General features: G+C 35.9%; 17 protein-coding genes and 1 tRNA gene. 1 reads left to right on the top strand and 17 read right to left on the bottom strand.

Going from position 1 to position 19,667, the window contains the following annotated elements:
* Positions 1-43: 43 nt before the first annotated feature.
* The 4 genes from DW114_RS13035 to DW114_RS13020 all read right to left on the bottom strand — a co-directional run bounded on the left by DW114_RS13035 (position 44) and on the right by DW114_RS13020 (position 3,578).
* Entirely contained in the window at positions 44-1,936 is a 1,893-nt protein-coding gene (locus tag DW114_RS13035; RefSeq protein ID WP_117454198.1) for an HD-GYP domain-containing protein, read from the bottom strand.
* Between the two features lie 154 nt (positions 1,937-2,090).
* The gene (locus DW114_RS13030) at positions 2,091-2,579 is read right to left on the bottom strand and encodes a 4Fe-4S binding protein (protein WP_117454197.1); all 489 of its coding nucleotides are present in this window, start codon (positions 2,577-2,579) and stop codon (positions 2,091-2,093) included.
* Between the two features lie 5 nt (positions 2,580-2,584).
* On the bottom strand, positions 2,585-3,235 hold the full coding sequence (locus DW114_RS22100; protein ID WP_117454196.1) for a rubredoxin: 651 nt from the start codon (positions 3,233-3,235) through the stop codon (positions 2,585-2,587).
* A 267-nt stretch (positions 3,236-3,502) separates the two neighbouring features.
* Positions 3,503-3,578, bottom strand: a tRNA-Gln gene (locus tag DW114_RS13020).
* A gap of 159 nt (positions 3,579-3,737) precedes the next feature.
* Here DW114_RS13020 and DW114_RS13015 point away from each other — a divergent pair.
* Positions 3,738-6,938 (top strand): DEAD/DEAH box helicase, encoded by a 3,201-nt coding sequence (locus DW114_RS13015; protein ID WP_117454195.1) that lies wholly within the window; start codon positions 3,738-3,740, stop codon positions 6,936-6,938.
* 32 nt (positions 6,939-6,970) lie between these two features.
* On the opposite strand, the gene DW114_RS13010 is transcribed toward DW114_RS13015, so the two are convergent.
* The 13 genes from DW114_RS13010 to DW114_RS12950 all read right to left on the bottom strand — a co-directional run bounded on the left by DW114_RS13010 (position 6,971) and on the right by DW114_RS12950 (position 19,666).
* Positions 6,971-8,314 carry a radical SAM protein gene (locus DW114_RS13010; RefSeq protein ID WP_117454194.1) on the bottom strand — a complete coding sequence of 448 codons (1,344 nt, stop codon included), beginning with the start codon at positions 8,312-8,314 and terminating at the stop codon, positions 6,971-6,973.
* A 209-nt stretch (positions 8,315-8,523) separates the two neighbouring features.
* A complete protein-coding gene (locus tag DW114_RS13005) occupies positions 8,524-8,835 on the bottom strand; it encodes a PTS lactose/cellobiose transporter subunit IIA (RefSeq protein WP_117454193.1) in 312 nt (103 codons plus the stop codon).
* 2 nt (positions 8,836-8,837) lie between these two features.
* Positions 8,838-9,140 (bottom strand): PTS sugar transporter subunit IIB, encoded by a 303-nt coding sequence (locus DW114_RS13000; RefSeq protein ID WP_117454192.1) that lies wholly within the window; start codon positions 9,138-9,140, stop codon positions 8,838-8,840.
* 100 nt (positions 9,141-9,240) lie between these two features.
* Entirely contained in the window at positions 9,241-9,552 is a 312-nt protein-coding gene (locus tag DW114_RS12995) for a PTS sugar transporter subunit IIB (RefSeq protein ID WP_117454191.1), read from the bottom strand.
* 1 nt (position 9,553) lies between these two features.
* Positions 9,554-10,828: a DUF4038 domain-containing protein gene (locus tag DW114_RS12990; protein WP_117454190.1), complete on the bottom strand. Its 1,275-nt coding sequence runs from the start codon at positions 10,826-10,828 to the stop codon at positions 9,554-9,556.
* Positions 10,829-10,831: 3 nt separating this feature from the next.
* Positions 10,832-12,241 carry an L-fucose/L-arabinose isomerase family protein gene (locus DW114_RS12985; protein WP_199483611.1) on the bottom strand — a complete coding sequence of 470 codons (1,410 nt, stop codon included), beginning with the start codon at positions 12,239-12,241 and terminating at the stop codon, positions 10,832-10,834.
* Positions 12,232-13,113 (bottom strand): alpha/beta hydrolase, encoded by an 882-nt coding sequence (locus tag DW114_RS12980; RefSeq protein ID WP_117454188.1) that lies wholly within the window; start codon positions 13,111-13,113, stop codon positions 12,232-12,234. Before DW114_RS12980 ends, DW114_RS12985 begins: the two co-directional genes overlap by 10 nt.
* Positions 13,110-14,555: an FGGY-family carbohydrate kinase gene (locus tag DW114_RS12975; protein WP_117454187.1), complete on the bottom strand. Its 1,446-nt coding sequence runs from the start codon at positions 14,553-14,555 to the stop codon at positions 13,110-13,112. The genes DW114_RS12980 and DW114_RS12975 overlap by 4 nt, the downstream gene beginning before the upstream one ends.
* Positions 14,552-15,481, bottom strand: coding sequence for a transketolase family protein (locus DW114_RS12970; protein WP_117454186.1), 930 nt, complete (start codon positions 15,479-15,481; stop codon positions 14,552-14,554). Before DW114_RS12970 ends, DW114_RS12975 begins: the two co-directional genes overlap by 4 nt.
* The gene (locus tag DW114_RS12965; protein ID WP_117454185.1) at positions 15,481-16,296 is read right to left on the bottom strand and encodes a transketolase; all 816 of its coding nucleotides are present in this window, start codon (positions 16,294-16,296) and stop codon (positions 15,481-15,483) included. The genes DW114_RS12970 and DW114_RS12965 overlap by 1 nt, the downstream gene beginning before the upstream one ends.
* A gap of 31 nt (positions 16,297-16,327) precedes the next feature.
* Complete coding sequence (locus tag DW114_RS12960) at positions 16,328-17,626, bottom strand: PTS sugar transporter subunit IIC (protein WP_117454184.1); 1,299 nt, start codon at positions 17,624-17,626, stop codon at positions 16,328-16,330.
* A 238-nt stretch (positions 17,627-17,864) separates the two neighbouring features.
* Positions 17,865-18,872, bottom strand: a complete 1,008-nt coding sequence (locus tag DW114_RS12955; RefSeq protein WP_117454183.1) for a LacI family DNA-binding transcriptional regulator — start codon at positions 18,870-18,872, stop codon at positions 17,865-17,867.
* Between the two features lie 68 nt (positions 18,873-18,940).
* The gene (locus DW114_RS12950; RefSeq protein ID WP_187426185.1) at positions 18,941-19,666 is read right to left on the bottom strand and encodes an AAA family ATPase; all 726 of its coding nucleotides are present in this window, start codon (positions 19,664-19,666) and stop codon (positions 18,941-18,943) included.
* Position 19,667 lies beyond the last annotated feature (1 nt).

Below are 19,667 nucleotides of genomic sequence, written 5' to 3'. Positions count from 1 at the left end.
CCGCTTTTTCCACACTTTTTTACATGGATCAAGCAGTTTTTCCTCACAATCCTTTGATGATATGATACATTTCTACATAAACTTGTTCGCGTTCTTCCTCCAATAGATTTTCTAATTGATGTTGGACATCTTCATGTTCCGATATGAAATCTACCAATACATCAGAATAGCTGGTTCCTTTTAACATCTGAAACTCTTTTAATACAGTTTGAAAGCTTTTAGGAGCCGCATACAAACGACCGAAGGTATCTGTGGCAGCATCTAAACTATCACATATCCTGATAAGATCAATTAATATACGCTGTGGGGATGCTGTATTATCAAATTCTTTTGGATATCCAAATGTTCCATCAAAACTTTTATGATGCCCAATAGCAATATCATGGTAGATGGATAAGGAGGGAATATCTGATAGTATAGTCGAGCTGCTGTTCGGATGGAATTTAATTGTTTCATATTCAATATCAATCAATCGACGATACTGCATATTAATCACCTGTGTACAAAGCAGTTTTCCTACATCATGTACAAGTGATGCTTTTGATACAAAGGAAAGCAGTTCTTCTTTATTTGTTTTCACTTCTTTAATTGTTGAAAAAAGCTTGGCATCTACTAATATATGAGGCTGTTTATCAATGATACACTGCATGATCAGATTTGCACTTCTTCCTACCATCAAGGAATGAATCGCTGTCTGCAGCTGACGAAAGACTGTTATATTCAATAATGATTTAAAGATATCATCTACATCATCCATATATTTCATCAATGGCACAATATAATGATAGATGGTCTGATTAATCTGCTGTGCCATCCCTTTACTGTATGGCTGTTTTAATAAATATTCAAGATAGTCATTCCAACATTGCATCGTGGATTTTACACTCTCTGGATCTTCTTCCCCAAGGGTTTGTAAAGCAAGTGAGAAAGCCTCCATGGTTTCCATCAGCTGTTTGATATCTAATTGCTCCTCTACCTGATGGCTTGCGTTCAGATTACGGATACCATCCATAAATATTTCCACAAGTTCTTCACTGGTATAATTAGTTTCAAAACGATGTGCCATATAAAAACATATCAGATTTTCAACCTGTCCATTGATATCAATATCTTCTTGTAGATATACCAATTCTTCTGCGATATTTTTCACAATTTCCATTTGATCTTTACGCAGAGTTTGTTTATGTAATCGAAAGGATATCTCCGCAAACCTGCGTTTGACGTTTAAAATCATATATGGAACAATTTGATTTAATGGCTGATTCATATCCGCTTCCTTCATGAACCGTTCCATCATTTCAATTGATTCTAAATAATCAGGATACAGTACCTGATCAAATACATCTTTAAAGTCATCACCAATGACCAGATTGGTATAACGTACATAATTTAAAATATCATATATCGATAATCCCATGCTTTTATCTTCTTCGCTCAGTTCATCATAATGTTTGATATATAGCGCTCTTAATTCTTTACAAAGGGATATACAGATATCATGAAAATGTGCTTCATCCAGATAGGTGTAACAATATAGTAAAACAGCCTTACACTTCATGATTGCGATTTCATCATTTTTTGTTTCATAATATGTCTGTAAAGACTGAGCAATCGCATAGATTGCTTCTACATCTTCCATTCTGGACCAGTAACGATAGATATACGCTAATAATGAATCTGCGACTTCCTCTGTCCAGTTTTCCGGCTGATTTACAAAATAATGAATATGTTGTTGTTTAAATTGATCATTTTTCAGATACAGCGCTCTGATTTCATTAGATTGTCGCTTAAAATCCTCAATCCATTCATCACAGCTTAAACTGGTATTCATGAGGGTATGTGTTTTATCATCAATTTCGATTATTTTTGTGAAATACACTTGAAAAGCATCAAACCAGGCTTCTCTTGTTGTAAATCCATGCTTAATTTCTTCCATATGCGCCCTCTTTTTTCTCTATCTTATATTTTAACATAGTTTACTTCAAAAGTGTAAAACTTATGATGATTATAAGACATTTGTATGCTTTTCCATATAAAATCACAGAGATGAAAAAAACACAAGACCTTTTATATCTTATGTTTTCTTTTGCCTAATCGTTGGGTTTGATTAGTTTCAATAATGTTTTGACCGCATCCATTGGAAAATCCGGATCTTTGATTTTCAAGAAAGATCCTAACATTGCATGTGTTTGATGGCTTTGTGGAAGCATATAGCCTGCTTCCCGATATAAATCTTCACTCATAAAACGATTAGATTTTTTTAAAGCCAAAGCAAACTGTTTTGTCATGGCATCATCACTAGTTTTCCACAGATAATCCAGGATGGCTTCCTGTTTAACTTTATGATTAATCAACGCATACAGGGCATCCACAACGTTTTGATCTTTCTTTTGTTGAGGTGCATATTTTTCTGGCACCATAGAAATCGCATGGGATGGGCAGGCATTTGCACAAAGGCCGCAACCGATACATTTCTCCCAGTCAATCTGTCCATTCTCTGTATCTGACGCTCCTGTCGGACAAACATATAAACATAAACAATCTTTTGTACATAGACGTATGGTTCTTACCGCAAACATATCATTCAGCTCCTTTCTACTTTCTGAAGCTTAAAACTTGGAACTTTACAAATCGGACAAATATCTGGAGGTGTATCCCCTATGTAAATGAATCCACAGATTTCACATACATACACACTGGTATTTTCCAGCATCGCTCCTTTTTCATTTTCATATCGCTCAATTAATGATGCTTGTAGACGTGTTACCTTTTCACTCCATGTTAAAACACGTTTTGCTCCACGATCATTTGCTTCTATTGCCATTTGATTTGCAATCGGATATAACGAATTCATATCTTCTTTCAAGAGTACCGATAACGCTGCCATATTGCCTGCAACAGCTGTTGCTTTACTTTCAAAATAAACAGAAAGTTCATGAAAAAGCTTTGCTTCTTCATTTAAACACTGCTTTTCACAGCCTTTTTCAAGATTTGAACAAAGGGCACTCAATGATAACACATCCCAATTTTCATAATCCATTGTCACCTCTTTGTTTACCTTTGTTGATTCGATTGTTTCTTCTTTAAGTTCAAATGCAGATTTTGGTGCACCACAGATAGGACATACCCAATCATCAGGCAAATCCTTCCATAACGTACCCGCAGCAATATTGCTTTGTGGACTTCCAGCAGCTTCATCATAAATATAGCCACATATTGTACAAATATATTTCATATGGAAATCCTCCTTTCATGTAAACGTTAACATTTACCTATCTTCAATATAACAGATTCCCATGTCCTTGTCACGTTATATTATTAATTATTTAATTCACAATATTTTAAATGCTTTTATATAGATTTTAATATATCATTTTATGCATTATACATCATTACTTTATTGAAAATAATGATGCACCATCTTCGGACATCCAAGTCCCCCCAGCCAAACGCATATACACAAAAAAACGAACTATATAATCATAGTTCGTAAGTTTTCATATGGCTGGGGTACTTGGATTCGAACCAAGGAAATGCCAGATTCAGAGTCTGGTGCCTTACCGCTTGGCTATACCCCAATTTCGGCAACACGTATATTCTACTTATTTTCACTATATTTGTCAATAGGAAATTTCAATTTTTTTATAATTTTGTCAAAACTTATTTTTCCTATGAAAAGTGCTTAAAGTAAACATAAAAATCTGATACAATACAAACAAATAGAAGGGTGGTATCCTATGTATATTAAAGAAAGCGAAATTCAAAGGATTTTTAATGATCGAAACTGGGCAGTCGCAAAAGCTTATCAGCGTAAAGATGTCATTGAACATTTAGATATCGAAGAGAATCAAATGCGTGAATGGTACGAAGTGAGTGCTGATGTAGAAGTGTTCACTTACAATAATCATGTAGAGCTTATTTTATCAAAAACAGGCGATATCATCTCCTTCTCATGTGAATGCCGTTATTGTGAAGATGAAGTGGCTTGTGGACATATTGGTGTCGTTTTATTATTTCTGCATGATCTGAAACCAACTGGTTATCCTTATCATTATGATGCCAGTATCAAACGTGAAGATGAATTAAAAAACTGGATGTTACAGCGCCAGCTGGAACAATCCAAGAGCTTCTTAAATGCCTATAAACGAATCAGCGACAGTGAATTTCAGGCAAATCTAATCGCAAATAAAATCCGTTTGATTGCCTATCTGAATCATGAATACCAAAGCCTTCATGTGACGTTCAAAGTTGGTAATGATAAATTTTATGTAGTAAAAAATATTCTTACCTTCTTAGAAGCAGTTGAACATCGCAGTCAAGTATATTATGGAAAAAGCTTAAGCTTTGTTCACCATCCCGATGCTTTTGATGATACGACAAAACAAATGATTAATTTCCTTATGAAATACCGTCAGGAACATATCAGTGAACTTGAATATGGTTATCTTGATAAACGCAGTATCACATTAGACAAGCGAAGTTTAGATGACTTCTATGATTTCTTTAGTGAAGAAGGAGCTTGTAGTATTGACTGTAATTTTGCATATGATGAAATTGAAACGATTCCCCTCCATATCCAAAAAGATAGTATTGGCTATGTCATTACCACATCATTAGATTTAGATACTCTCTATGAAGGAAAAGCTTATTGGTATTGTTTCAAGGATAAATGTTTATCCCGCTTCATAAAAGAAATCCATGATACCTGTACCTACCTTTTACAGCAGTTACACAAAGACAGGCAAATTGTAATTGCCCATCAGGATATGCATGAATTTTGTCAGTATGTTTATTCCCAGATAGAAGATTATGTAGAATTAAGCGGGGATCCTATTGATGAATTTATGGATGATGAACCAGATTTAAGCTGTTATATCGATATGGAAGATAATGGCGATATCAGTGTTCAAATCTATGCAATGAAAAACGGTTTAAAACAATCCATCTTTGATCAGGAGGGACATGCGGGTTTACGCATAGAACGTGCCATCATGTTAATAAAAAACTATGCGGATGTGATTGACTATGATGCAAAAACTGCATATATCGCCAATGACTCTCATCAAATCATGAGCTTTTTAAAGGATGGACTCGCTTATTTAGATAGTTTCTGTGATGTATTTGTCAGTGATGCCATCAAGCAGTTAAACAGTCCCAAACCAGTGAATTTCAAAGTTGGTGTACGAATGGAAAACAACCTGCTTCAGGTTGATGTAAAATCTGTGAATATTCCTCAGGATGAAATCTATGCTGTATTAAAAAGTTATCGCAAAAAGAAAAAATATCATCGTTTGAAAAATGGTGATTTGATTTATCTAGAACAGGAAAGCATTCAGGAAATAGATGATATGATGCAGGATTTGCATGTTAGTGCAACTGATTTTGCGAATGGTTCTATTCAATTACCTGTTTATCACAGCTTTGAAGTAGATGATTTAAGCAATAATATCCAACATGCGCAAATGAAACGCAGTAAAAACTTTGAAGATACACTACATCGCTTACGTCATATCAAACATGATTCTTTCAAATTACCGGATGGATATGAAAACATATTGCGAGATTATCAGGTGTTTGGATATCAATGGTTAAAAACCATGAGTGCTTATGGCTTTGGGGCGATCTTAGCTGATGACATGGGACTTGGAAAAACAGTACAGATGATCGCAGTATTAGAAGATGAAAAGCTACAGAATCCAGACAGCATTTCTTTAATTGTCACACCAGCTTCCCTAATCTTTAACTGGCAGGATGAAATCCATAAATTTTCCAACAACCTGCATTGTTTATGTATACATGGCAGCGTAGCACAACGTCAAAATAAAATCTTGTCTATGAGTGAATATGATGTCATAGTTACCAGCTATGATTATCTTAGAAGAGATCATGAATATTATGAAAAACATGTCTTTAACTATATCATTTTAGATGAAGCGCAATATATCAAAAATCATACAACTAAAAATGCCAGTGTGGTAAAAGCATTAAAAGGAAATCATCGTTTTGCGATGACAGGTACACCTATTGAAAACTCACTTGCGGAACTATGGAGTATTTTTGATTTCCTGATGCCGGGTTATCTATATAACTATAATTTCTTCCGTAAATTTTATGAGAAAGAAGTTGTAAAGTTCCAAAATAAAGAAGTGATTGCGAAATTAAAACGTATGGTAGAACCATTTATATTACGAAGATTGAAAAAAGATGTATTAAAAGAACTACCAGATAAAATTGAACGTGTACAATATCTGGAATTCAATGAAGAAGAAGAAAAACTGTATATGGCAAACCTTGTGCAAATCAATAAAGAGTTACAGGCAAAACTGCATGTGGAAGTTTTTGATAAGTTTCAGATTCTAGCAATGATGACACGGCTTCGTCAAATCTGTTGTGATCCAAGGCTGTTATATGAGAATATTGATACGGTTTCCAGCAAAATCGAAGGTTGTATGGAATTGATACAATCCGCAAAAGCTACGGATAAAAAAGTATTGGTTTTCTCCAGTTTTACCTCTTTATTAGAATTGCTGGAAAAGGAATTTTATAAAGAAGATATTTCTTATGTAAAACTAACTGGTGAAACAAGCAAGGAAAAACGACGGAAATATGTTCAAATATTCCAGGATAAACAAGTGGATGTCTTTTTAATATCCTTAAAGGCTGGTGGAACCGGACTAAATCTTACTTCTGCGGAAGTCGTGATTCATGTGGATCCATGGTGGAATATGTCTGCGCAAAATCAAGCAACAGATCGTGCATATCGTATTGGTCAAACAGAAAATGTACAAGTTTATAAAATGATTATGAAAAACAGTATTGAAGAAAAAATCCTGAAGCTGCAGGAAATGAAAAAAGATTTAAGTGATACCTTTACACAAGGTAGTGAAGGCAGTATCACTTCCATGAATCAGGAAGAAATTTTGTCATTATTTCAATAAAAACTGCGAATGATTTATTCGCAGTTTTTCATTTACTCTTGTTTATTATTCCACAACATATCTGCCACAGGTGCCCAGTTTGCGGCATAGTTTTTACACTTTCCACATAAATGATCTACTGGTTCTTCTGACAATAAATCTGTAGAATGAGCACCAGTCGCATGTACCATAGCCATTAATTTTTCTGGATTCTCCAACATTGGACATGGTCTTAAATGATTCTGGTTAAATGGCTGTCCCTTCTTATATGCCATGAATAATGGGGAACAAAGTGCTTCTAATAATGTTTTTTCTCTTATATTAGAATCCGAATAATGGATGAAAGCACATGGCTCTACATCGCCGTTTGGATTGATATGCAAATAGTTACGACCACCTGCAATACATCCGCCAACATATTCTCCATCGTTTTGAAAATCAATGGTAAATATTGGTTTATTCCCACGAAAATGCCGAATACTGTGATACATTTTTTCTCTTTGCGGTGGTGTACATAACAAATCTAATACTGCATCATTGCCAATTGGCATGTAATGGAAAAACCATGCGAATTTAGCCCCAAAATCAACCAGGGAATCTATAAATTCCTCACTACTGATAGAATTGACATTCATACTTGTGTAACAGCAGGATGCCCCAAAAGGCAGTCGTTTTGCCTTTAGGATATGCATTGCTTTTACAACCTTTTGATAAGTACCTTTTCCTCTTCGATGATCCGTTGCCGTTTCATCTCCCTCAATACTAATTGCGGGAATGAAATTTTTAACCTGCAGCATCTCATCCGCAAATGCTTCATCTATCAATGTTCCATTCGTAAATGCTAAAAATACACAATCCGGATGCCGTCTACATAGTTCAATTAAATCATGTTTTCTTACCATTGGTTCTCCACCGGTATATAAATACATATATACACCCAATTGTTTTCCCTGTGTAATGATATCGTCTAATTCTTCTAATGACAGACTTAACTGTTTTCCATATTCACTTGCCCAACAGCCAATACATTTTAAATTACATGCACTGGTAGGATCTAACAAGATCGCCCATGGAACATTACAGTGGTATTTCTTAACAACTTCCTGTTTTTGTTTATCACTGATAATGACAGAATTGATCACAAAGTTTTCAAACATCGTTTTTCTGACCTCTGTATCAATATCGGTATACAGACTCTTTACCAGTTTCACCCAGTTGTTATCAGGATCAGCAAGTGCTTTTCTTGCGGTCTTTAACTGCTTTGTAATGCTTCCCTCTGTATCAAAATGATCCAGCCAGTCCAAAATCTTAACCATATTTTTATCTGGGTCTTTCTCAACATACTGAATCATTTTCTTCACTGCCATCGCAGTTGCTTTATCTTTGATTGAGATCATATATATTACCTCCTTGCAAAAAGTGCACAGATATGACTTTCTCTCTATGATATAATCTTTGACAAATGGATTACACGTATATCATATTCTTATTATTTTGACTTTTAAACAAAGGATAATCAATATTTTATATATAATCTATACAATTATATCAAAATGTCTAAACTATAAAAAAAAGATAAGATTTATTCATCTTATCTCTTCTTTGTTTATTTTTTGATTTCTTTATACAAATCAACGAATTCTCTACTCAGAATACCAAATGCTTCCGCACTCATCAGCTGATCTTCTGCGTGAGTCAACAACAATGTCATCGTTGTCGCTTCTCCACTTGCTTCCTGCTGAATAAGTTTCCCATGGGCCGCATGTCCTTCTGTAAAGGATGCTTCTCCTTCTTTGATCAATTCTTCTGCTTTTTCAAAGTCACCAGCTTTTGCTGCCTGAATTGCTTCAATGTAAAGACTTCTTGCATTTCCTACTGTAGAAATGATTTGAAAACAAATTAATTCAATACCTTCCATAATTAATCTCCCAGTGTTTTCTTAACGGTAGCGATAACTTTCTTGCCGTCCATCATTCCATAAGCAGCCATGTCGATTGATTCTACAGGGATGTCAGGGAATTTTTCCTTAACGCTCTTTAATTGGAAACGAACCTGTGGTCCAAGTAAGATGATATCAGCACCTTTACCAGCTGTATCAACTTCGCCGATAGGGTATGCAGCAATATCTGTTTCGTAGTTGTCAGCAGCTGCAGCTTCCTGCATCTTCTTTACCAACATACTTGTAGACATACCAGCAGCACATACCAAAACAATTTTTCTCATTTTCTTTTACCTCTTTTCTTTAAGAACAATGTTATTTTACCACTTTTTTAGTATTCTTGTCTATTTACTTTTGTATTTTTCTAAAACTTTTGCAAGCGTTTTACTTTTTATCTTTATTTCCCAGGTAATTTTTTACAAATGCGATTACTGCCTGCCCATTTCCCTGCTTGAAATCCTGTGCATCTATACAGGAAACTTCTTTTTCAGGAAACAGACTCTTGATTTTTGAAAGGTTAAAGCGTACCTGTGGTGTCAGTAAAATGACATCCGCATCCTTTCCTGTTAAAGATGCCTCACTCAATGCACTGACCGAAATCGTATAATCCAGTTGCTCTTCTTCAATCTGTTGAAGCATACGCTTTTTCAACACATCCACAGATACGCCAAAACAACATAACAATAATATCTTCATATTATCCCTGTATGATTATCAGTGCATCTTCATCGAATGGATGCATTTCAATCACACTTTGTCCTTTCTCAATACATACCTCAGGAATCGTGATATTTTTATGCTTCATATCCAGGATATAAACTTCTTTATCCTGCAAATCTAAGTTGATACGAAGTGCAATATTGCTAGGTAAATAGATTAAGAAACATGCTTCATCTGTTGTTTTTGCGCAACGAATCTCTTCATTTTGTTTTGTAAGAAGCTCACATGGTATCAGTTCATTGATTTTTAAGCTATGCAGGATATGGGAAATAAAGCCATAATCCCATGCACCAGGAAACTGAATTGCTTCATTCCATGGTTTTGGTGTCGCAAATCCCTCTCCTGTACCAGTTCCAAATTTTGCACCAGTTTTATGCCAGGAATAGATCCCTGCCGCACCATACGTAATGCCAGCACAGGCACCGGATAAAATACTTTGCCATGCCGCTTTTCTTACATCGTATTGTGACCATCTACCATAAAGTCCTCCAGAGCTTCCCATCTGTTCGTAACATGGTTCACTGTTGAAAATCGGTTTTATTGGATATTCATGATAGAAGATCTGTGCCAGCTGATATGGCATTCCTTTATTTTCAGGCAATGCATTATGTCCGGATTGATACATATAAAAGTCCATCAGATCGATAAAGCATGCGGGAATCTTTGAAAAACGTCCTTTGATATGCATAGAGAACAGGCAATCTTTGGCTTTTTCCTTAAGTAATGTAAAAGCTTTATGATAATAAGAAATACATTGCTCACTTGGAAAATCACTATCTCCACTGATGATATACATTGGATGTAAATCAGAGAAGGTATCATGTACGATATCGATATAAGAATCAATGAAATCATACGGCATGGTATTGGCATCATTCATACGATTTGCCCATGTATCCGGAATATAATTACACCATAATACCACAAGTGCTAATTCAAATCCCTGTTGTTTCGCCTGTTCACACATTGCTCTTGCACGTGTAAAATACGCTTGATTCCATGTGGTAAACGCAAAAGTTTTTTTATCTTCTGTAGGTAAAGGATAGTAATGGTATGGTGTTTCACTAGCATCCCATTGTGGCAGGATATTGATTTGAATCGTATTAAAGCCCTGCTGTTTTCGACGTTTTAAATAATATGTCCATTCTTCATCACTAATATTTGTAAAAGCACTCCAGCAGGTATCTGCCAGATAAAAGAATGGTTTTCCGTCTTTTTCAAATGTTCGTTTGTTTTCACTGATTCTTAACATCGTTTATTCACCTCTTATGATTGACTTGATTCTTTCTTCACTTGAATCATATACATCTGCCTGTAAGCCATTCAGATACTTACAAGCTTCATATACCTGTGGCAATACATCTTCATGAATACCTACACAATGATGTACATATGGTCCACATACCAGTTTTTCTTCTAACTGTTTTAAATTTTCTACTTCAATCCACACATAGGTTCCCTGATTGAATGGTCCTTCAATACCTTTTGCATGACCCATCAACAGTTGATATTCCCCATTATCACCATCAAAGCGTAGGATACTCATATCTCCTCCAACAATCTCTCCATGTAATGCTCCTGGATGGGAATGATGGAACGCAAATGGTGAGCCAAAGGTTGGCTTTTCTTTCATCAGGGATGGTGCCCATGGCCCACAATGCTGTAACAGTTCTCCATTTTCATTGGTTGGATGTGGTACTGTCCAATCTGCGAAGAAGCTTTTTTTATTTGATAAACTTGCAGCATTTGCGATAATAGATGTAATTGCACCATGAATATCTGTTTCACAAGTGACAGGGAAACCTTCATCCGCTAATAATGCGTTGGCAACACATGGGAACAGCCCTAAATCATCCTGCATGGCATTCCAGCACTGTATCGCTGCTGCACGGCATCCATAGCGTTTTGCTAATGTTTCTATCGCAAGTTTTAAGGCAGCTGTATTGCGAACATCCTCCTTTTTCACTTCTACCTTCATGATATCATAAATATACTTTTCTAATGCATCAATATCTTCACTTCTTTGTTCCTTGATATGATTCATTTCCATCTTTACTTCTGCCAATGTGACTGGATGGATACGAATATCAAATTTTTCTAGCAGTTCCCCTTCATTGACCATCATGGTCCAAAAGCCTGCCGGACGTGTCGCAATTTGTAAGATGGTTGCCTGTTTTACCTGTTTAACAATATTAGCAGTAGCTAAAAAGCGCATGATACCATCAGAAAACTGTGAATCATCTATTCGACACATCGTCAAATATGTAAACCTGCGTTGAAATCTGCGTAAGATCTTTCCTGTCGCAAACAAGCCGCATTGAGAATCTCTTAAACGTGATCCATCCGCAAGTGGTGCCTCATCTCTTGGTCCCCATAACAGTATAGGAAGATTGAAACGACGTGCCACTTTTGCGACCAGATCTTCTGTCCCAAAGTTGCAATGTGGGAAAAACAATGCATCAATTTTTGCCTTCTGCATTTTATCCACAATTGCTTCTACATCCTGTTCATCAAACAACAGACCTTCTTCATTGATATCCTCAATATCAACATAGTCTATCTTCATTTCTGTTAGTTTATCTAAAATCATTTGTTTATAATGCAACGCATCTTCTTTACTGAAAATTTCACGTCTTGTGCAAATGACACCTAACTTTACATCCATTTCCATCCACCATCCTTATCTATATATGCCTGCATCCATTCTTCACATAAGTCAAACCAATGAATCACATGATCATTATGATGACTTGCTTTTCTTGCGGTTGTACGATCACACAAAGCTAATCCATGTTCTCCTTTTTCAAAGATATGCAATTCAAATGGCACATGATGTTCTCTAAGTTTCATTCCTAACATTAAAGAATTATTGACATCAACCAATACATCTTCATAAGTATGCCATACAAACATCGGCGGTGTATCTTCGCTCACAAAATTTAATAAATTATACTCATCAAGTTCTTTTTCTGTTGGTCGTTTTACCCCAAAGAATCGCTCATTGGCCGTATTTGGTTCTTTGATCAAAGAGCTTGCAAAGCCAAAATCATCTTCATCAAATACCTTTTCCACCATTGTTGCCGGATATCCCAGTATACAAAGATTTACCTTCAACTGCTCACTTGTTGTATGTAAAGCTTCACATAACCATGACTGGTTCCATTTTACTGCCAATGATAACGCCAAATGTCCACCTGCAGAGAAGCCACAAATAATGATCTGATCATGATCCACCAGCCATTCTTCACTATGTTCTCTTACGTATTTTACGCATGCTGCCGCCTCCACAAGAGCATTTTTTGGTACATTTTTTACCTGGTCATATACGGTATACCATAAAACTACCGCATGCATGCCAATACTGTTGAACTTTAAGGCAATCGGTTCTGCTTCACGATCTGAAGTAAACGCATAGCCACCCCCTGGACATACAATGACCAAAGGGCGTTTTTTTCCAACATTATATTCTTTTGAATTATGTAGCAAATATGTATCCATATATGCTGTATCATTGATTTTTATTCTTTCATTTATCATAGCGCACCTCTTTTATCCGCATCATATACCACAACATCTACTGCCTGTTTCCAGCCTTCGATGTATCGCATACGGGTTTCTTTATCCATCTTTGGATGATAAATTTGATCAATCTTTTGTAAGTCATCACAAGCATATCCCAGCTTCTGTAGTCCCAGCAGATAAACCCCAAAAGCTGAAAAAGCACTTTGTTTGTATGTGATGATATCTTTATCACATATATCCGCTAAAAACTGCATCAAAGCCGGATTTTTAGAAGCCCCACCATCCGCACTGATTCTAGTTGCGGATATATCCGCATTCTCTTCCAATGCACAAATCGCATCATAAATCTGATAAGCAATTGATTGCATTCCCGCTACAACGATATCTGTTTTGGTTGTATTTCTGGAAATACCTGAAATACATGCTTTCGCACGTGACATCCAATAAGGAATACCTAGTCCCACAAAAGCCGGTACTAGATAAACACCATGTGCATTCATAGATATATCATTTAACATTTGATCCTTCTCATATAAACCAAGATCATCTCGCAGCCAGTTTAATGTATCTGCACTGGCATTGATGATTGCTTCCCCAGCATACGCATCTTTCTTTGTCGTGTGATAAGCTAGTGCTCCAACAACACCGCCGTGATGTTCTGGTAATTGTTTTCCAAGATTCATCATCACACTGCTGCCAGTACCCATCGTCACTTTCACATCCCCCAGCTTAAAAGCCTGATGTGCATACAAAGCGCTTTGACTATCTCCAATCACACTTAATATTGGAATCACTCTGCCATCGATTTCCACACTTCCAAAATTGCCATCACTATAAACGATTTCTGGCAGAATACACTTAGGTATATCAAATATCTTTAACAATTCATCATCCCATTTTTTATCCTTTAAATGATAAAGCAATGTCCTGCTGGCATTGGTATGATCACAAACATGTTTCCCACATAGTTTATATAACAGCCAGCTGTCCATCGTGCCTGCCATAATCTTTTCTACTGGTGTATCCACATGATTTAATAACCATTTCAGCTTTGTCGCAGAAAAATATGGATCTATTTTTAATCCTGTCTTTTCTTCGACAATTGTTTCATATGCTTTCAATGATTCACAAATGGGTATTGTACGACGACATTGCCATACAATCGCATGGTATAGTGGCAAACCACTGTCCATATCCCAAATGACAGTGGTTTCCCTTTGATTCGTCAAACAGATTCCTAATACTTCATCCTCTTGATTAATCGTATGAAGTATCTGATGCAGGCAATCCATCATATTCTGATAGATTTCCATTGCATCATGCTCCACCCATCCATTTTCCGGATAGATCTGTTTATGTTTTTTTGCCGTTTCCTTTATGATATTTCCTTTCGTATCCATCAAAAACACTTTGGTGCTCGTAGTGCTTTGATCAATACTGATCACATAGGTTTTCATAACATTTCATTTGCGACTTTCACAACGTTTTCCACAGAAAGTCCATAGTAATCAAATAATTCCTGAGCAGTTCCTGATGTTGTGATTTCATCAGGGAATGCCAGCACACGCACCTTGATTGGATGATTTTGCGCAATACACTCACAAACCATAGCACCTAAGCCGCCATAGACACTGTGTTCTTCCATTGTGATGATGCCTTTTGTATTTTTTGCGGCATCTATGATAGCTTCTTCATCAAATGGTTTGATGGTATGCATATTGATCACACGTGCGTGAATGCCTTGTTTCTGCAACTCATCACTGGCATGACATGCAATCGATACCATATCCCCGCATGCCACAATCGCAAGATCATCTCCTTCACGCAAAGTAATCGCTTTTCCTATTTCATAATCAAAATTTTCATTTTCATGTACATCTTCTACCGGATTACGGCTTACACGAATATAGGTAGGATGTGTATCATTCTGTAAAGCAGTCATCATTTTACGTGTTTCATATTGATCCGCAGGTACAATGATCTGCATATTAGGAATTGCGGTCAATACCGCTAAATCCTGTAAAGAATGATGTGTCATACCCAATGCCCCATAACTAACACCAGCACTGATGCCAATCAATTTCACATTCGCATTAGAATAAGCAACATCTACTTTGACCTGTTCAATACTTCTCATTGTTAGAAAACTTGCCGGACTTGCCGCATAAGGCTTTTTCCCAGCACTTGCAAGTCCTGCACTGATGCCAACCAAATCTTGTTCCGCAATACCAACTTCTATTGTTCTTTCAGGATATGCCTTTGTGAAAGGTGTTAAGGAAGCACTTCCTCTGGAATCACTTACGACAACACAAATATCCTGATCATTTTTTGCTTCTTCTAATAAACACTCACAAATAACTGCACGATTCGCCATCTTTCCCATTAGACAGCACCTCCCAGCTCGCTCATCGCCTGATGATATTGTTCATCATTTAATACCCCATGATGCCATGCGACTTCATTTTCCATAAAAGAAACACCTTTACCTTTGATCGTATGCGCAAGAATCAGGGTTGGTTTTCCTTTGATTGTTTTCGCTTTATCAAAAGCATCTAAAATTTCATCATAATCATTTCCATTGATTTCAATAACTTCAAAGCCAAAACCAGTCCATTTCGCTTTGATATCTTTTAATGACATCACATCTTCTGTTGTTCCTGAAATCTGTAGACCATTTCGATCTAATATCGCAACCAGATTATCTAAATTGTAATGAGATGCAGCCATAGCAGCTTCCCAGATACTGCCTTCTGCCTGTTCTCCATCACCCATCATGACATACGTACGATAATCTTTATGATCCATCTTTGCGGCAATCGCCATACCAACACCAAGTGCCAATCCATGTCCCAATGCACCGGTATTCATTTCTACGCCATTGATTTTATTATTGGGATGTCCGATATATTTAGATCCCGCACAAGAGAACGTTTCCAGCTCTGATGCATCGAAGAATCCACGATTAGAAAGTGTCACAAACAATGCTTCAGCGATATGACCTTTACTTAAAATGAAACGATCACGATCATCTTTCTTTGGCTCTTTTGGATCAATATTCATCTCATGATTATATAAGACATTCAGGATGTCGATGCCAGATAAACTGCCACCGACATGTCCTGCTTTACTGCGATAACATACATCTACAATATGTTTACGTAATGTTACTGCGTTTTTTACCAGCTCTGTTTTATTCATATGTCAATCCTTTCCTTCACGTAATGAATGATTATTCTTCTGTACTAATTTCTCCCATTTCCTGTGCAACAGCTTGTTTATCTGAAATCTTGAAGAATGGATAATATATTGCAATACCAATCAATACCAGTACTACCTGTAATACAGCAATTTTCCATCCACCAGCAATGAAACCACCTACTACAACAGGCATACCAAATGGAACCTGAACACCACTTAATCTTGGACAGATACCTACAGCAATAGAAGCATATGCAACAATCACCTGAATCAAAGGTACTGTGATAAATGGAATTGCCATAATCGGATTTAAAATCAATGGATAACCAAATACAATTGGTTCATTAATTGTAAAGCATCCAGGTACAATTGCTAAATTTGCAAGTGCTTTATTTTTCTTACTTTTTGACATGATGAACATCAGGATAACAAGTGATAAGGTACCACCTGCACCACCAATACCAGCAAAGCAGCTATAGAAGGTTTTACCTAAAATATTTGGTAATTCAGAATTTGTAACACCAGCTGCTAAAGCATCCATATTTGCAGTATCCATTGGCAGATATAATGCAGTGATAAAGCTTTGTACAACCAAAGATCCATGTAAACCAAAGAACCATAAAATCATCTGGATAAATACGATAAATACCATAGACCACATACTGCTTGATAAATGTTCTAAAGGCATTGAGATTACAGAATAAATAAACTGTGCCATTGATCCATAAGAAGTAAAGCTGAATCCCCATGCAACTAACATGAATAAGATAGCAACCACGATGGCAGGTAACAACCCAGCAAATGAGTTAGCAATTACTGGTGGTACTCCAGCAGGCATTTTAATTGTCAGTTTTTTGCCTTCCATAAAGTAACAATATAGACGACAAGAAATTAAAGAAACAATCATTGCGGTAAACAAACCTTTTGCGCCAAGCATATTTGTATCTAAATAGCTTCCAGCTACACCATTTACTTCCGCAGATACCATTGGTGTAATCATAAAGAAACACAATACTGCTAAAACACCTGGAATCATTGGTTCTACTTTAAACTTTTCCGCAAGGCGATATGCAATCGCAAATGAAGAATATAATGCGATAATACTTGTTGTTAATGTAGAAGTAAGCATTAAGAAGCTTCTTAATCCAATATTCGTAATAAACTCTTTATAAGCGTCAATTGGTAATACTGCCAGCAATAAAGCAATTGACCCAATCATCAAAATTGGCAGTGTCCCCATTAAACCTGTTGAAATTGCTGATAGATATTTGTTTTGTTGAACTTTCATCGCAAAGCTCATTACTTTTTCCATCATTTGATCCTTTTTCATTTTTGAAATTTCCTCCTATTGTAATGAAGTTACATTGTGCGCGCCCTCTCATGTAACCCCTTCCTTACACTGATAGTATAATACAACAAAAACACAAAATCAATGCTTTTAGCTAAATTTATTTATTTATTTGCTAAATATTTACTAAATAAATATTTATATAAATTTTAGTTATTGTGCAAAAAAAAATCCCATCAGTTATTCACCAATGGAATTTCTTTATATCCTATGTAATATATTATGCTATCCGTTTTACACTTTCTCTTTCTACTAGCTTGGTACCAACTAATATTTGAAGCTTACTATGATCTTTTTCCGTTATTTTGGATACCAAGCGCTGAACTGCTTTACTGCCTAAGTTTATTTTATCTACCTGTACAGTTGTAAGTGGTGGGTCACAATAACCGCATAATGGAAGATCATCAAAACCTACAATGGATACATCTAAGCCAAACTCTTTAAAGGCTTTCATAGCACCTAGTGCTATATTATCATTTACCGCGAAATAAGCGGTTGGTAAAGGTTCTCCTTCTTGAAGAAAACTTTTCAAATATTCTTTCATATCCGCATATGCACCGTCAAGACTAGGTTCCACCAATGCTTCATTCTGTGGATAACATGCCAATTGATGATCACTCATCGCTTGTTCATATCCATGTTTACGTTCACGGAAATTATTAATTTGATAAGCTGAATTGATTAAGCCTATGTTTTTATGTCCATGTTTTATCAGATGAGATACTATTTCATATGTGCCATCGATATTGTTAATTGCCACAAAATCAAACTTCTGCGTTCTAAACACGGTATCCACAACCACAATAGGAATACTTAATGCTTCAAATGCCATTAAATCCTCATAATTCATTTCCGTACCTAATAATAAGATACCATCTACTAAATCTTGTTTTAAAACATCATCGATATCTACATTTTTATCTTCATCTACTGTAATATGAGAAACTAATAAATCAAAGCCTAAAGCACTGCTTTCTGTTTCGATTCCTCTGATTAATTCTGAGAAAAACGGTGTATCCCCAATGACATGTTTTGTTTTATTTAATACCACAAAGCGAAGGGCTTTATTATCTTTTATAGATTTTTTAAAATACCCCATTTCTCTTGCGACTTTCAATATCTGTTCACGCTTTTCATCACTGATGCCCTTACGATTGTTTAATGCATTTGATACAGAGCCATCAGATACGCCAGCTTTCACAGCAATATCATGTACTGTCACTTTCATACCATCGCCCACCTTTCAGCTAAATTATAACATACATTTTAGTTTTTATTTAGTAAAATTTACCATTTTCATTCATCTTCTTCTAAAATACGTTGTATCATTGCAGGATCATTCAGAAAACGATGATATAATGCAAAGTTCATTGTGTCACGATAACTTTTTTCATGGATTCCTTCTTCATCAAATTCATAGATTTTCGCATGTGGACATGCCAGTAAGATAGGAGAATGTGTCGCAATTATAAATTGAGAATTTTCTTGATTAGCCAAATCATAAATTTTTTTCAACAATGTAAACTGCCCAGTTGGCGATAATGCTGCTTCTGGTTCATCCAATATATATAATCCATTTCCCCAAAACCGGTTTAAAACAAGATTTAAAAAGCTTTCTCCATGAGATACACTATGTAAAGATTTTCCTCCATAATATTGATGGATTCCACCAATTTCATCAATCTTACTTGCCATATTATAAAAACTTTCCGCACGTAAGAAAAAGCCATCCTCTGCATGATGTATCCCACGGTTCATGCGTATATATTCATATAAATCAGAATGTGTATTTCTTGTGGAAAACTGTATATTTTTATTTCCACCTTCCGGATTAAATCCATATGCTGTCGCTATCGCTTCTATCAGAGTAGATTTACCTGAACCATTTTCCCCAGAGAAAAGTGTAATATCATGATCAAAATCCAAGTTCTGCATGTGCTTTAAACTTTCTATATTGAATGGATAGATATCTTCATTGGGAATATCTTTCCTCATAATTTGAACACTTTCAATATATCGCATA

The organism is Absiella sp. AM09-50 (genome assembly GCF_003433845.1).
Classification (GTDB): Bacteria; Bacillota_I; Bacilli_A; order Erysipelotrichales; family Erysipelotrichaceae; genus Hoskinsella; species Hoskinsella hominis.
The sequence above is the reverse complement of the archived record's forward strand: the minus strand, read 5'-3'. Positions and strand labels throughout refer to the sequence as shown.

Excerpts from the sequence above, each read along its gene's own strand:
- DW114_RS12985 (WP_199483611.1), bottom strand. The coding sequence starts at position 12,241 with ATGGATGTAAAGTTAGGTGTCATTTGCACAAGACGTGAAATTTTCAGT.
- DW114_RS12970 (WP_117454186.1), bottom strand. The coding sequence starts at position 15,481 with ATGGGAAAGATGGCGAATCGTGCAGTTATTTGTGAGTGTTTATTAGAA.
- DW114_RS12990 (WP_117454190.1), bottom strand. The coding sequence starts at position 10,828 with ATGTTAAGAATCAGTGAAAACAAACGAACATTTGAAAAAGACGGAAAA.
- DW114_RS13035 (WP_117454198.1), bottom strand. The coding sequence starts at position 1,936 with ATGGAAGAAATTAAGCATGGATTTACAACAAGAGAAGCCTGGTTTGAT.
- DW114_RS13030 (WP_117454197.1), bottom strand. The coding sequence starts at position 2,579 with ATGTTTGCGGTAAGAACCATACGTCTATGTACAAAAGATTGTTTATGT.
- DW114_RS12955 (WP_117454183.1), bottom strand. The coding sequence starts at position 18,872 with ATGAAAGTGACAGTACATGATATTGCTGTGAAAGCTGGCGTATCTGAT.
- DW114_RS12965 (WP_117454185.1), bottom strand. The coding sequence starts at position 16,296 with ATGAATAAAACAGAGCTGGTAAAAAACGCAGTAACATTACGTAAACAT.
- DW114_RS13015 (WP_117454195.1), top strand. The coding sequence starts at position 3,738 with ATGTATATTAAAGAAAGCGAAATTCAAAGGATTTTTAATGATCGAAAC.
- DW114_RS13010 (WP_117454194.1), bottom strand. The coding sequence starts at position 8,314 with ATGATCTCAATCAAAGATAAAGCAACTGCGATGGCAGTGAAGAAAATG.
- DW114_RS12995 (WP_117454191.1), bottom strand. The coding sequence starts at position 9,552 with ATGAAGATATTATTGTTATGTTGTTTTGGCGTATCTGTGGATGTGTTG.
- DW114_RS12960 (WP_117454184.1), bottom strand. The coding sequence starts at position 17,626 with ATGAAAAAGGATCAAATGATGGAAAAAGTAATGAGCTTTGCGATGAAA.
- DW114_RS12980 (WP_117454188.1), bottom strand. The coding sequence starts at position 13,113 with ATGATAAATGAAAGAATAAAAATCAATGATACAGCATATATGGATACA.
- DW114_RS13005 (WP_117454193.1), bottom strand. The coding sequence starts at position 8,835 with ATGGAAGGTATTGAATTAATTTGTTTTCAAATCATTTCTACAGTAGGA.
- DW114_RS12975 (WP_117454187.1), bottom strand. The coding sequence starts at position 14,555 with ATGAAAACCTATGTGATCAGTATTGATCAAAGCACTACGAGCACCAAA.
- DW114_RS22100 (WP_117454196.1), bottom strand. The coding sequence starts at position 3,235 with ATGAAATATATTTGTACAATATGTGGCTATATTTATGATGAAGCTGCT.
- DW114_RS13000 (WP_117454192.1), bottom strand. The coding sequence starts at position 9,140 with ATGAGAAAAATTGTTTTGGTATGTGCTGCTGGTATGTCTACAAGTATG.
- DW114_RS12950 (WP_187426185.1), bottom strand. The coding sequence starts at position 19,666 with ATGCGATATATTGAAAGTGTTCAAATTATGAGGAAAGATATTCCCAAT.